Source organism: Bradyrhizobium sp. CCGUVB23 (assembly GCF_024199885.1).
GTDB lineage: Bacteria > Pseudomonadota > Alphaproteobacteria > Rhizobiales > Xanthobacteraceae > Bradyrhizobium.
In genome coordinates, this window is record NZ_JANADQ010000002.1 from 501,944 (window position 1) to 514,919 (window position 12,976).

A 12,976-nucleotide genomic window follows, 5' to 3' on the forward strand; every position below is an offset into this window, starting at 1 on the left:
GCGGTACGAGAGGGCCACGGACTTGGCGCGGACGGCCTACGCGCCACGCTTGAAGCGTATAGGCATCCAGAACTGTCGCAGGGCCTCGACGGTTGCTGGAATGTCGCGCCAGGCGTTTTGGACGATGGGTTGTGTTCCCAGTGTGCGCCGGGCCGGGGGCAGCAAGGGCCGACCGGCGTCATCGATGCAATGGACCAGGATCGGCCGCAGCATAAGGTGTTCGGTTCCGTTCGGGGAGAGAAGCCGCGACCAGACGAGAAGCCGAAGCTTCATGACGGCGTAGAAGCCCATGCACCAAGGCTGCGGGTCGACGTCGCCGTCCGGCGATCGCACGAACAGCGGCTCGAAGCTCTCCGGTCTCGTCGACAGCGTCTCGCTGATCGCGTTGTGGCGCATCAGCGTGGCAGCGATCGCCGAGAACTCCTCGGTGTCGTGATTGAAGGCGTCGGGATCGACGCCGAGGAGCGGGCACACCCATTCCTCGGAGGCCATCGAGACCGGCCCGGCGACGACAGCGGCCACTGCGCCGTCGAGCATGGAGAGCGACGTCGCCCGCGGATGCCGAAGCGTCGGCGACCTGGCGCGCTCGCTCATCCATTGCCCGAGCCGCTCGAATGACATGGCATAGTCCGCCATCGTCCTCTTGACCGGCTTACGCGTTACTCGCCGTTGCTTCCGCTTCGTCATGCCACGGCACGCTTTTCGGCTTCGCGCGCGGCCTTCCAGTTCCAGGCCAGAAGTTCGTGAAGCTGGTGGGTCTTCGTGGCGCCGCTCACCATGCGTTCGAGAACGTCGACGAGATAGGCCTCGGGGTCGAGGCCATTCAATTTGGCCGTGTTAAGAAGCGAAGAGAGTACCGCCCATGTCTCGCCCCCGCCTTCCGAAGGGGCCGCATAATGCAGGGATTCCGGGCAACGAAGTTCGAGTAACATATCCATTCCATCCTGACGCTGGCCGAGACCTGGTCGTGCTCGGCGAACAAATCCACGATGGTCATCGCCACTTCACGGTTCGCCGCGAGAACGGCCGTCTCCATCTTTTGCCGGCATGGATGACAGAGCCCGAATCAGCATCGGCTAAAATTGTAGCTGATCCGTTTCTCCCGGTGGACCGGCTTCTTGAGCTACGCACGTTCCTTGACGTCCTCGTAGCCTCGCGTTGGGAGGAATCACCTCCCGTTGAGGGAGGAGGAGCCCATGTCCAAGGCGATGCAAAAAAGACGGCAACCGGATCTGTTCGCGACGGCGCGAGCGGAGCATCTGCCTCAGGTGGTGCAAGCCGAGGCCGCCAAGTTGCTGTCGCTTCTGCTCAACGAAGCCGTAGCAAAGGTGTCTGCCCCACCCGCCCACAAGTCAGGAGGTGGATCATGACGAAGAACACCACTGATCACCTGGCGCGTAGCGCCGTGGTTTACGTTCGACAGTCCTCGGTCGACCAGGTTGTCCACAACCTGGAGAGCCAACGCAGGCAATACGGCCTTGAGGCACGCGCACGCGCACTCGGCTGGAGCGATGTCGAGGTTATTGATGATGATCTCGGCAAGTCCGGCGGCGGCGTTGCAAGACGTGGATTCGAGCGGTTGTTGGCGTTAATCTGCGAGGGGCGCGTCGGTGCGGTGTTTTCAATCGAGGCTTCCCGCCTCGCTCGAAACGGTCGAGACTGGCACACGTTGTTGGAAGTTTGCGGCTTGGTCGGCACGCTCATTATCGACGAAGATGGCGTCTATGATTCTCGGTCGATTAACGATCGATTGCTCTTGGGGATGAAGGGCACGATGAGCGAGCTGGAGCTCAGCGTCATTCGACAGCGATCAGTCGAAGCCGTCAAACAAAAGGCCCGGCGCGGCGAGCACTTCACGACGGTCGCGGTCGGGTATGTGAAGACGAAGGATGATCGAATCGAGAAAAACCCGGACGTACGTGTCCGCGAGTCCCTGGATCTTGTCTTCAGGAAGTTTGTGGAGCTCCAATCGATCCGGCAGGTCTTGCTCTGGTTGCTCCAGGAGAAGATCGCACTACCCTTCGCCGCGGGAGGTTCGCACGATCCGAAAATCGAATGGCGTACACCAAGCTACACGACGTTGAATCACATGCTCACCAACCCTGTGTATGCCGGTGCCTACGTGTTCGGACGACGGGGTGTCCGGATGACGGTCGAGAACGGTCGGAAGAAGGTAAAGCGAAATCCCCAACGAGATTGGAAAGCCTGGGACGTGCTGCTCCGCGACCATCACGAGGGCTACATCTCCTGGGATGAGTTTGTTCGAAACCAGCGCCTCATTGCGGACAATGCCAACGGCAAGAGCTACCTGGGTCGAGGAGCCGTCCGACGCGGCGAAGCACTTCTCCCTGGGCTTTTGCGCTGCGCGCGATGTGGCCGGCGGTTATACGTTCAGTATTCCGGCAGAGGCGGCGACACGCAGAGATATGTCTGCCGCGGAGACTTCAACAAGGCGGCCGTCGCAGCCTGTCTTGGCTTCGGTGGAATGCGCCTCGATCGGATGGTGGCGCGAGAGGTGCTGGAGCGGCTTCAACCGCTTGGCGTTGAGACTGCGCTAAATGCAATGAAAACTCAGGGCGCCGAACAGTCGGAAAAACTGCTTCAGCTCCAAAGGTCTCTTGAACAGGCGCATTACGAAGCAAACCGAGCGTATCGCCAATATGACGCGGTCGACCCCGACAATCGTCACGTCGCTGGTGAACTTGAGCGTCGCTGGAACGAGCGCATCCAAGCTGTGCGTACAATTGAGCGAGAAATCGAGAGTTTGGCCAGTTCGCCTTCTCCTGGACTTAGCGCCGGCGATCGCGAAGCGCTGCTTAAGCTCGGGGACGATCTGAATAGAGCTTGGCAGCGCCCCGGTGTTACGTCGGAGATCAAGAAGAAGATCCTGCGTACAGTGCTGTCGGAAATCGTCGTCGACCTGGATCAGGACAATCAGCATCTGGACCTCATCATCATTGGCAAGGTGGCGATCACACCCGCCTGAAAGTTAAGAAGAACCGTGTCGGCGTGACGCGTTGGACGACCGACATCGAGGTAGTGGATCTTGTGCGCATGCTCGCACGTCAAATGCCTGACTACTCGATCGCCGCCTTGCTTAATCGCTCCGGAAAAACAACCCCGCACGGGGCGTCCTGGACGAGGACGAGCGTATGTTCGTTGCGCAGAACCCGCGAGATCGCCCGTTATCGTGAGGGGGAACGCCAGGATAGAGGTGAGCGCTCGTTAATCGAAGCAGCAGAGATGCTCGACGTCAGTCCATCGACGATACGTCGCATGATCATTGAGGGACGATTGCCTGCGGAGCATTTATGCAAGGGCTCGACATGGATCATCAAACAATCTGATCTCACGCGACCGGACGTGCGCCAAGATGCCTCTCGCAGGCGATCGCGCCGCAGTCCGCCGTCTTGCGACGCCAACCAGAAATGCCTTGAATTATAAGGAGATAGACAGATGGGTAGTATGAAGCGCCCTCGTCGTGGCCGCTGAACAACGAGTTCTTTTTTCCGATCGCAATCGGCCTGATCGATCGCTCGACCGTGTTGCTGTCCGGCTCGATCCGCCCGTCATCCAGGAACGCCATCAGACCCTGCCAACGTTCGAGCATGTAATCAATCGCCTTGATGAGCGTCGAGCGGCGGGAGATCCCGTCCTTCACCGCGATCAGACGAGCCTTCAACGCCTCCATGAGCGGCTTCGTCTCGGCCTGTCGCGCCGCGCGGCGTTCCCCGGCGCCGAGACCGCGGATCCTCTCCTCGATCGCGTAGACGGCTGCGATGCGCTCGATGACCTCCGCGGCGAAGGGTGAGTTCGTCGTCTTGTGCACCCTCACGAAGTTGCGGCGCGCGTGAACGAGACAATACGCCAGCTGGATCTGGCCCGACATCTTCGCATCGCCCACCAGCGAGGCGTAGGCGGCATAGCCGATGGAGTGGACGCCCCCCGACGGCATCAAATGTGCCAAAGTGCGGGTGTTTAAGACCCGGTAAGGAGGACGTCCATGAACGAGATTAGCATCATTGGTTTGGATTTGGCAAAAAACGTCTTTCAGATCCACGGCGCGGGGCCAGACGGGAAGGTTGTTCTACGCAAGAAGCTCAACCGCGGCAGATTGCTCGAGTTTTTCGCCAGCTTGCCAAGCTGTGTGGTCGCGATGGAGGCCTGCGCCAGTGCTCATTACTGGGGACGGGAGATCGGTAAATTCGGTCACGATGTCCGGCTGATCAATCCCTCCTACGTGAAGCCATTCCTCAAGCGCCAGAAGAACGATGCTGCAGATGCGGAAGCGATCGCCGAAGCCGCGTCGCGCCCAACGATGCGCTTCGTCGGCGTCAAGAGCGCCGAGAAGCAGGCTTCTTCCATGGCATTCAAGGTTCGCGACCTGTTGGTTCGGCAGCGAACACAGACGATCAATGCGTTACGCGGACATCTGATGGAATACGGCTTGATCGTCGCTCAGGGTATCAGACACATCCCTCGTTTGAAGGAGCTGATGGAAACATATCACGACCTGCCCGATCTCGTCCGCGGCCTTTGCCAGGATCTCCTAAAGCATATTGAATCCCTGTCGGAGCAGATCGCAGAGCTGGAGAAGGGACTACGGGTTCGTGCCAGAGAGGACGATGTCGCCTCACGCTTGATGACCATTCCGGGCATCGGCGCAATCTGCGCCACAGCGATGGAAGCCTTAGCGCCCTCGGCGGAGACTTTTTCCAAAGGCCGTGATTTCGCGGCCTGGATTGGTCTCACGCCTAAACAGAATTCATCCGGAGGTAAGGACAGGCTCGGCCAAATCTCCAGGATGGGCCAACGAGATCTTCGACGCCTCCTTGTTCTTGGTGCAACCGCCGTAGTGCGCTGGGCAAGACGATATGGAGCGCCAGCCGGATCCTGGCTGGCGAGAATGGTTTCGAAGAAGCCCCCAAAGCTGATCGCAGTCGCTTTGGCAAACAAAATGGCGCGTATCGCTTGGGCCTTGATGGCCCACGGTGGCGTCTATCAAGCTCCGGCTTCTGGTACTGCGTAACGCAGAATCAGGGGACGCGAGACGTCGGGAATGTGGTAAGGTCTACCGGAGGATTATGGGCAAACGGTCAGAGACTGGATTGGAAGAATCATTAAGTCGATGAGTGCCAACAAGCACGCTTAGCCGAATTGGATCCGATCCACGCATTCCATAAGGGCCCGCGACGTGTCGAAGTCGCATCACGAGGCCGGACACACGTCAGCACCCGACCACATGCCTATACCGAAGTGAGATTTTGCTTGCATTTACCGGGGCGTCCACACACGTCGACTTGCAGCACGCCTTCGAAGCCGGCCAACTGCGCCACGATCTCCTTCTTGCCGCGACCGCCTGCGAACACGTAGGCGACCGCCGGCGGCGCCGGCCCCTTCCACGCCCGATCGTCCGTCGCGTGCGCCCAGAACTGGCAGATCCTCGTACGACCGCGTCCCGGATCGAGAACTGGCATCGGCGTCTCGTCGCAGAACAGCCGCTCGAAGCCATGCATGGTCTTCAGTTGCAGATCGTAGAGGCCCCTGACCAGCCACGCCGCGCTCCCCATCCAGCGCGCCAGCGTCTGACGGTCGACGACGACACCCTGGCCCGCCAGGATCTGCGTCTGGCGGTAGAGCGTCGATTGCCAGGCATATTTGGCCGCGGCGATATGCGCGATCAGCGCCGTCGTCGCCATGCCGCCCTCGACGAGCCGCACCGGTGCCGGGGCCTGGACGATCGGGCCCTCACAGGCGCGGCAGGCATATTTGGGACGGATCGTGCGGAGTACACGCAACCACGCGGGAACCCGATCGAGCGCTTCGCTGCTCTCCTCGCCGATCCGATGCATCTGTCCCGTGCAGCACGGGCAGAGCGTGGACGCCGGCTCGATCACCCGCTCGACCCGGGGCAGATGCGCCGGTAGCGCGCCGATGTTGCGCCTGGGTTTGCGCCGCTTCGGTTTCCGCGCGTCCGGTTTGTCGTCATTGGCCGGAGGCTGCGCGCCCGCAGTCCGTTCCAGATCGAGCGCGATCTGTTCGGCGCAGACGATCGCCGAGCGCTCCGATCGCGCGCCGAAGATCAGGCTCTTCAACGTGGCGATCTCTGCGCGCAGATCGTCGTTCTCGCCTTCGAAAGCCAGCACCATCTCGGCGAGAGCCGCAGGGTCAGAGGGGAGATCTTCAGGGCGAAGCGCCATATCGCAGAGCTACATGAACACACTCGCAATCGCCAGCAAAACAAGACGATTCAGGCAACTTTCGTCGGCCGCTTCGTCACCTTCGGGACCACACGCGACCACTCCGCAAGACCTTCGATCAGCATCACCAGTTGTGCCCCCGTCACCGGCATCGTACCCTCGCGAACAGGTGGCCAGGCGAAGCTCCCATTCTCGAGCCACTTCGTCGCTAGAACCATTCCCGAGCCGTCAAAAACCAGTAGCTTCAAACGATCCGCCCTCTTACCAACATTCAACATACGCTTTGCGTCGCGACACGATCGCGTATCCGTGGCATCCGCTTTTCGGAGTGGAACTACAGGTCGCGCCTTTCCGCCGTGGCAAGCAACTGAAGCAGCTCATCACCGAGCAGTTGCCGGGTTATTCACGAGAGGCGCCGCTGTGGATGTTCGATACCGAGTATTGCGGAAGCATGGTCCAGGGGCCTCCCGAGATTAGCATCGACGGCCTCACAGAGCTGGCGAAATTACTGACGGCGTTAAGGGAGAATCGGAAGCGTCGGGCATCATCGCCTCCTTCGAAATCGAAGGAGAAACAACGTGCGAGCAATCCGAGACCAGAACAGGTTGCAGTTCAAGCTGCAGTTCGACCCGCCGGCACCGAATCCATTGGATGGCATGCGTCCGAAGGGCGTGGTGGAAACGCTGGCCGATCTTCTGCTGGAAGCGGCCGGAACAACAATGGTCGAGGGAGGCGTGGATGACGAACAAAATCACGCCTGACCACCTCTCACGTGGCGCCGTTGTTTACGTACGCCAATCGACCATGTCCCAGGTGACAGGCAATTTGGAGAGTCAACGTCGCCAATATGACCTTGCCGGTGCGGCGAAGAGTGCGAGCTTTGCATCGGTAACGGTCATCGACGCGGATCTTGGTCGCTCGGGTTCGGGCAGCATGGAACGGCCCGGCTTCGAAAAGCTCGTCGCGATGGTCTGCGCTGGAGACGTCGGGGCGGTCTATTGCATTGAGGCTTCGCGCCTGGCGCGCAACGGTCGCGATTGGCATCATCTGATCGATCTATGCGCGCTCGCAGGCACGCTGGTTATCGATCCCGATGGCGCCTATGATCCTCGGCTAATCAACGATCGCCTGTTGCTCGGGTTGAAAGGGACGATGTCGGAGTACGAGCTTAGCCTGATCCGGCAGCGTGGTCTGGCTGCGCGCGACGCCAAAGTAAGCCGGGGCGAATATAGGTTCGCCCTTCCGCCTGGTCTGTGCTGGAATGAAGCTGGCATGATTGAGATCGACCCTGACGAGCATATGCAGGAGACGGTCCGTCTGGTGTTTGCCAAGTTCAGAGAACTCGGTAGCGCGCGTCAGGTGTTCCTCTGGCTTCGAACGGCCAACGTCAAGATGGCGGCGATGCGCCGGAATGTCGATGTCTGCAAGATGGAATGGAAGGCGCCGGCCTACCACAGCGTCATGCAAATCCTGCACAATCCGCTCTACGCTGGCGCCTACGCCTTTGGCCGCGTGGGACAGCGCACCAGTATAGTCGACGGACGGTCGCGAAAAACTAACGGCCACAAAAAGCCGCGGGGCGAATGGTCAACGCTCATCCGTGATCATCATCCAGGCTATATTAGCTGGCAGGAGTATGAAGAGAATCAGCGTCTTCTCCTTGAGAACGCCCACATGAAAAAGAATTGCGACCGAAAGTCGGGACGCGGCGGACGGGCCTTACTGACTGGGCTGATGCGCTGCGGCCGTTGTGGACGAATGATGCGCGTGTTTTACGGTATGGCAAAGGGTAATGCGCATCGCTACCAATGCCGCGGCGACGACGCCCATGTCGGCGCAGGGCTTTGTATCGGCATCGGCGGCGTGCGCGTTGACAAGGCGATCGCATTAGCTTGCCTTGACGCTGTCTCAGACCGGGCTGTGGAGGCAGCGATTCTTGCGTCAGACCAAGTAGCGCGTTCGACCAACGACATCATCGCTGCGATTGAACGCGATCTTGAGGCCGCACGTTACGAAGCGGGACTTGCCGCGCGGCGATACGAGTTGGTCGATCCAGCCAAGCGGCACGTCGCGCGGGAACTTGAAACGCGTTGGAATGCCGCCCTGGAACGCATTACGGAGTTGGAGAAGCGCATTGAAGAGAAACGTGCCAGCCTGGCGAAACAACCGAAAATCGATCGTACAATGCTCCTCCAGCTCGCACAGGATCTACCTGCCGTCTGGAACATGCCATCGACCGATACACGCACGAAGCAGCGGTTGATCCACACGCTGGTCAAAGAGATCATCTTCGAACTCGATGACGCCACGAACGAAGCTCTGCTTCTCGTCCACTGGGTTGGAGGACGCCACAGTGAGGTACGGGTGGCCCGGGTTAAAACCGGTCGCTATCCGAAAGACAATGTCCCTACCGCGGTCGAAGCACTTCGCAAGCTGGCTGGGCATTGGCCGGATCGAGAACTCGCCGTCTCGCTCAATCGGATGCTGTGCAGAACCAGCGACGGAGAAACCTGGACGACCGTGCGAGTGCGCGACATGCGTGAACGGCTCGGGCTACCGGAATATGACCCTAGCAAAAGCGATGGGAAGTTCATCAGCCTCGCCAAGGCCGCCGAGCGCCTCGGCATATGCCTTGGGTCGGCGCGAACCTTGGCTGAAAAGGGCGTCCTGCCAGGCAAACAGATCATGAAGGGAGCACCATGGCTTGTACCAGTCGAAGTCCTCGACACCGAAGCGGTTCGGATAGGAGTGCAGAAAGTGATCGAGCGACGCCCGAAAATTTTTGAAGACTATCAATATGATAAAGTTGTCCGTCTTCCCGGCATCTAACGGAGTGATGCTTTATGAAACGCAGTGGCGAGATCGCGTGAAGATCCTGACTTGGGACGGAAGCGGCCTTGTCCTTTACTACAAGAGAATCGAGGGGCAGTTCACCTGGCCGCCGATCAAGGAAGGCGTCATGCCGCTATCTCATGCTCAGCTCTCGGTGCTGCTCGAATGCATATGGGGATATCCCTGCTGGTGAGTCTGATGAATCATCGGCTGAGGTGATCCAGGTTCTGGATCCGCGACATCCTCTGTATGGGCGCACATTCCGTGTGATCCGCCGTTCGACCCATGTGGGCGGCAACCTACCGCCATCCTATGAAGTCGAGCACCGGAGAGGGTCGAGTTTATTCATCTCGATTGCGGCGACAGAACAGTGTGATTTAGCGAAGAATCAGACCAAACTGAGCATCGAGTCGCTGCAGGATCTGGTTTCAGTGGCTGAATGTCTCAACGAGCATGAGTGTAGACCCAAAGGATCTCTGGATGCTGCTAACGCCGGCCTTGCGGCGTCAGATCATCGACGATGTCGCCGCGGTTCTGGCGGAGGTCTTTCATGAAGTCCGAACTGGTCAAACCGATGCACCTGGCGCGCAAAGCGGTCGTTTACATTCGACAGTCGACGCCCCACCAGATGGTGAGCAATCAGGAAAGCCTGCGACTACAATACGCGCTTCAGCAACGCGCTCACGAACTTGGATGGCATAAGGCTGATATCGAGGTGATTGACGCTGATCTCGGTCTGAGCGGCGCGTCTGCGGCTAAGCGGAGTGGCTTCAAGGAGCTTGTTGGTCGTGTCGGGCTCAATGAAGTAGGTTTGATCCTGTCGATCGACGTGACGCGCCTGGCGCGCAACTGTTCCGACTGGTATCCACTCCTGGACATCTGCGGGCTGCAGGGTTGTCTCATTGCGGATCGAGACGGTGTCTATGATCCCGGCAGTGCGAATGGTCGCCTGCTGCTTGGGTTGAAAGGGACGATATCGGAGCTCGAACTACACACGATCCGTAGCCGCCTGACGGCCGGACTTCTTGCAAAGGCCGAGCGCGGCGAGCTCGCGCTCACCTTGCCGATCGGCTTCATACGTGATCCGAGCGGTGTGGTCGTTAAGGATCCCGACATCGCGGTCCAGGAGCGGCTTGGGCTCGTGTTCCAGATGTTCCTGAGCTTCCGTACCGTGGCCAAGGTCATGCGTGTATTGAACGATCGCAAACTCGACCTACCACGCCGCGACCGACATGGCGATCTACGTTGGGCACAAGCAACACTGGCGGCGGTATCGACGATCCTGAGGAATCCCGCCTATGCTGGCGCCTTTGTTTACGGACGAACCCGCACCCGCGCTGGGAGACGTGAAGGTCGTTCATCAATCAAAATCGCCCGACCGATGGAGGACTGGCGGATTGTCGTTAAGAATCGATATCCCGCCTATATCGACTGGCTGACGTATGAAAAGATCCGCTTTATCATCAGAGACAACCGAGCCGAATACATGCGTATCAAAACAAGAGGAGCTCCTCGCGACGGTGATCTTCTGCTACATGGCATTGCCTGGTGTGCACGCTGTGGCCACAAACTGTACGTGCGCTACAAGAGTGGCGGTGAATACGTCTGCAATCACCTGCACACCCACAAGGGCTTGCCGGCATGCCAGCACATCCGTGCCGCGCGCATCGACGCGGCTGTGGCTGATGCGTTTTTGACGGCGCTCGCACCGGCCGAACTTGACGCACTCTCGAAGGCCAGGCGTGCCCAGCATCAGACGGATGCGGCGCTGCGCGCCAGCGCCGAACGCCAACTCGAACGGAAGCGTTATGCTGCGGCACTGGCCGAGCGTCAGTTCAATCGGGTCGATCCCGACAATAGGCTTGTTGCCAGTGAACTTGAGCGTCGATGGGAGGCAGCCTTGAACGAAGTCCGGGCGGCCGAGGAAGAACTCACCCGACAAGCTCCTCCCCAGCCCGTCGCTTCAATGGTGATAGGCAAGGTCCTCCACAGCAAGGTTGTTAGTCTCGCCGGCCGTCTGCCGCAGATATGGACGGACGCATCGACGACCGACGCGCAGCGCAAAGCTCTGCTGCGCTGCCTCGTTGAGAAGGTCGTTCTTGATCGCGGTGAACGTGACATCGCTCGGGTCAGGATCGTCTGGCGCGGCGGCGCAGTAAGCAATCTCGAAGTGAAGATGAAGGTCAACTCCTTCGCTATGCTCACGCGGGGGATGGAAATGCGCAATCGTCTGCTCGATCTGGCCCGTGACGGTATGCCCGACGATGAGATCGCCGCCGTCCTAACCAGCGAGGGGCATCGCTCGCCAAACTGTGCCGACAGGGTTCTGCCAATCACGGTGCAGCGGACTCGGCTTGCCGCCGGAATCAGGGTCGCCGTGCAGCGCAATAGGTGGTCCCACGCATCCAACTTGCTTAGCCCGCCGGAATTAGCTGCCAAGCTGAAGATTCCCGTCAACTGGCTCTATGTGCAGATCAGGCACAAGCGTCTTCTGATCGATCGTCATTCAACAGGAGCCTACCTCTTCCCCGACAAGCCGTCAGTGCTCAAGGCAATCCAAAACCTGCGAAACCACACTCTCAGTCGCGTAGATCTCAGAATCTGTCCGCCTCACCAGGAGGGGCATCAACATGCGTAATCGCTCGATGGCTCAGACTGGAAGCGTGTGCCGATGCGGGTTGTGGATCAGCCAGCACGAGCTGGTTGATCCGTATCAAGAGTAGTTCGTCACTCATGCGGAGTTGTTGTAGAATCACTCTGCATGAGTGATTTGCCTTCTGATCCAGCATTGCTCCGACAAGCCGTGATGGCGCTGTCGTCACGGCTTGCGGCGTTGTCGGCGGAATGCGGCACGCTGGCGGCCGAGCGTGATGCGGCGATTGCCCAACGCGACGCTGCGGTCCAGGAGAACGACAAGCTCCAGATAATCCTGTCCCAGTACAAGCGCACGATCTTCGGTCCCCGCTCTGAGACACTGGATCCCAGACAGCTGCCTCTCTTCGCCATCACGGCGCAGGCGGCTGGTGCCGCCGCCAACGACGACGTTACCGGAGACGGGCTGCCTGACGGAGCGGAGGGCCGTGGAAAGCGACCGGCGCGACGCAACCGGGGGAAGCTTCCGGAGCATTTGCCGCGCATCGACGTCGTGATCGATATCGAGAGCCACATCTGCCCTTGCTGCGGCGAGCGGCTGCACAAAATCGGGGAGACCGTCAAGGAAGCCTTCGACGTCATTCCGATGCAGTACCGGGTCAAGCGCATAGTGCGTCCGCGGTACGGCTGCCGGGGATGCCGCCAGGGTGTGCTGCAGGCACCCGCGCCGGTCCAGGCGATCGACGGCGGGATGGTGACGGAAGCCTTGCTGGCCCACATCGCGGTTGAAATACGGCTACCAGTTGCCGCTGTATCGGCAGGAACAGATGTTCGCTGCGCAAGGCATCACGCTCGACCGGCAGACGCTGGCCTCATGGATGGGGCGCGCCGCCTGGTGGCTGAAGCCGCTTCACACGCTGTTGCGCGACACAGTGATGTCCTACCCGCGGCTGTTTGCCGACGAGACGCCGCTGCCGGTTCTCGATCCCGGCCGTGGCCGGACCAAAGTCTGCCAGTTCTGGGCGATCGCCACCGATGACCGTCCGTGGGGTGGCCCAGCGCCGCCGGCGGTGGTCTACATGTTTGCCGAGGATCGCAAGGCGATCCGCGCCAAGCAGCTGTTCGGGGACTACCACGGCATCCTGCAGGTCGACGTGTGTGGACGCCCCAGTAAATGCAAGCAAAATCTCACTTCGGTACAGGCATGTGGTCGGGTGCTGACGTGTGTCCGGCCTCGTGATGCGACTTCGACACGTCGCGGGCCCTTATGGAATGCGTGGATCGGATCCAATTCGGCTAAGCGTGCTTGTTGGCACTCATCCACCTAATGATTCTTCCAATCCCGTCTCTGA

At 59.8% G+C, this 12,976-nt stretch carries 13 protein-coding genes and 2 pseudogenes; 10 read left to right on the forward strand and 5 right to left on the reverse strand.

Features of this window, described 5'->3' with window-relative positions; genetic code table 11:
* Positions 1 to 36 precede the first annotated feature (36 nt).
* Both NLN62_RS50470 and NLN62_RS50475 read right to left on the reverse strand, forming a co-directional pair.
* Entirely contained in the window at positions 37 to 636 is a 600-nt protein-coding gene (locus NLN62_RS50470; protein WP_254114099.1) for a UPF0149 family protein, read from the reverse strand.
* Positions 637 to 683: 47 nt separating this feature from the next.
* Positions 684 to 875, reverse strand: a pseudogene (locus NLN62_RS50475) (transposase domain-containing protein); the annotation flags it as partial.
* A gap of 321 nt (positions 876 to 1,196) precedes the next feature.
* Between NLN62_RS50475 and NLN62_RS50480 the strand changes: the two are divergent.
* The 3 genes from NLN62_RS50480 (at position 1,197) to NLN62_RS53835 (ending at position 3,444) form a co-directional block, all read left to right on the forward strand.
* Positions 1,197 to 1,370: a hypothetical protein gene (locus NLN62_RS50480; RefSeq protein WP_254114100.1), complete on the forward strand. Its 174-nt coding sequence runs from the start codon at positions 1,197 to 1,199 to the stop codon at positions 1,368 to 1,370.
* Complete coding sequence (locus tag NLN62_RS50485) at positions 1,367 to 2,986, forward strand: recombinase family protein (RefSeq protein ID WP_254114163.1); 1,620 nt, start codon at positions 1,367 to 1,369, stop codon at positions 2,984 to 2,986. The genes NLN62_RS50480 and NLN62_RS50485 overlap by 4 nt, the downstream gene beginning before the upstream one ends.
* A 257-nt stretch (positions 2,987 to 3,243) precedes the next feature.
* Positions 3,244 to 3,444 carry a helix-turn-helix domain-containing protein gene (locus tag NLN62_RS53835; RefSeq protein WP_256576122.1) on the forward strand — a complete coding sequence of 67 codons (201 nt, stop codon included), beginning with the start codon at positions 3,244 to 3,246 and terminating at the stop codon, positions 3,442 to 3,444.
* On the opposite strand, the gene NLN62_RS50490 is transcribed toward NLN62_RS53835, so the two are convergent.
* Entirely contained in the window at positions 3,350 to 4,060 is a 711-nt protein-coding gene (locus NLN62_RS50490; RefSeq protein WP_254114164.1) for an IS66 family transposase, read from the reverse strand. The genes NLN62_RS53835 and NLN62_RS50490 overlap by 95 nt on opposite strands.
* Between NLN62_RS50490 and NLN62_RS50495 the strand changes: the two genes are divergently transcribed.
* Positions 4,004 to 5,029: an IS110 family transposase gene (locus NLN62_RS50495; protein WP_254103513.1), complete on the forward strand. Its 1,026-nt coding sequence runs from the start codon at positions 4,004 to 4,006 to the stop codon at positions 5,027 to 5,029. The two genes, NLN62_RS50490 and NLN62_RS50495, sit on opposite strands and share 57 nt — an antisense overlap.
* A 217-nt stretch (positions 5,030 to 5,246) precedes the next feature.
* On the opposite strand, the gene NLN62_RS50500 is transcribed toward NLN62_RS50495, so the two are convergent.
* Positions 5,247 to 6,200 (reverse strand): IS66 family transposase, encoded by a 954-nt coding sequence (locus NLN62_RS50500; protein WP_254114165.1) that lies wholly within the window; start codon positions 6,198 to 6,200, stop codon positions 5,247 to 5,249.
* Between the two features lie 50 nt (positions 6,201 to 6,250).
* Complete coding sequence (gene tnpB / locus NLN62_RS50505) at positions 6,251 to 6,448, reverse strand: IS66 family insertion sequence element accessory protein TnpB (protein ID WP_254114166.1); 198 nt, start codon at positions 6,446 to 6,448, stop codon at positions 6,251 to 6,253.
* 357 nt (positions 6,449 to 6,805) lie between these two features.
* Between tnpB (NLN62_RS50505) and NLN62_RS50510 the strand changes: the two genes are divergently transcribed.
* From NLN62_RS50510 to NLN62_RS50535, 6 genes and pseudogenes are all read left to right on the forward strand, one after another.
* Complete coding sequence (locus NLN62_RS50510; protein ID WP_254114167.1) at positions 6,806 to 6,961, forward strand: hypothetical protein; 156 nt, start codon at positions 6,806 to 6,808, stop codon at positions 6,959 to 6,961.
* Positions 6,939 to 9,029: a recombinase family protein gene (locus tag NLN62_RS50515; protein ID WP_254114168.1), complete on the forward strand. Its 2,091-nt coding sequence runs from the start codon at positions 6,939 to 6,941 to the stop codon at positions 9,027 to 9,029. The genes NLN62_RS50510 and NLN62_RS50515 overlap by 23 nt, the downstream gene beginning before the upstream one ends.
* 37 nt (positions 9,030 to 9,066) lie before the next feature.
* Complete coding sequence (tnpB, locus tag NLN62_RS50520; RefSeq protein WP_254114169.1) at positions 9,067 to 9,225, forward strand: IS66 family insertion sequence element accessory protein TnpB; 159 nt, start codon at positions 9,067 to 9,069, stop codon at positions 9,223 to 9,225.
* Positions 9,226 to 9,582: 357 nt separating this feature from the next.
* The gene (locus NLN62_RS50525) at positions 9,583 to 11,670 is read left to right on the forward strand and encodes a recombinase family protein (RefSeq protein ID WP_254108388.1); all 2,088 of its coding nucleotides are present in this window, start codon (positions 9,583 to 9,585) and stop codon (positions 11,668 to 11,670) included.
* Positions 11,671 to 11,838: 168 nt separating this feature from the next.
* A pseudogene (locus tag NLN62_RS50530) lies at positions 11,839 to 12,264 on the forward strand (IS66 family transposase); the annotation flags it as partial.
* Positions 12,265 to 12,409: 145 nt separating this feature from the next.
* Complete coding sequence (locus tag NLN62_RS50535) at positions 12,410 to 12,952, forward strand: IS66 family transposase (RefSeq protein WP_254114170.1); 543 nt, start codon at positions 12,410 to 12,412, stop codon at positions 12,950 to 12,952.
* Positions 12,953 to 12,976 lie beyond the last annotated feature (24 nt).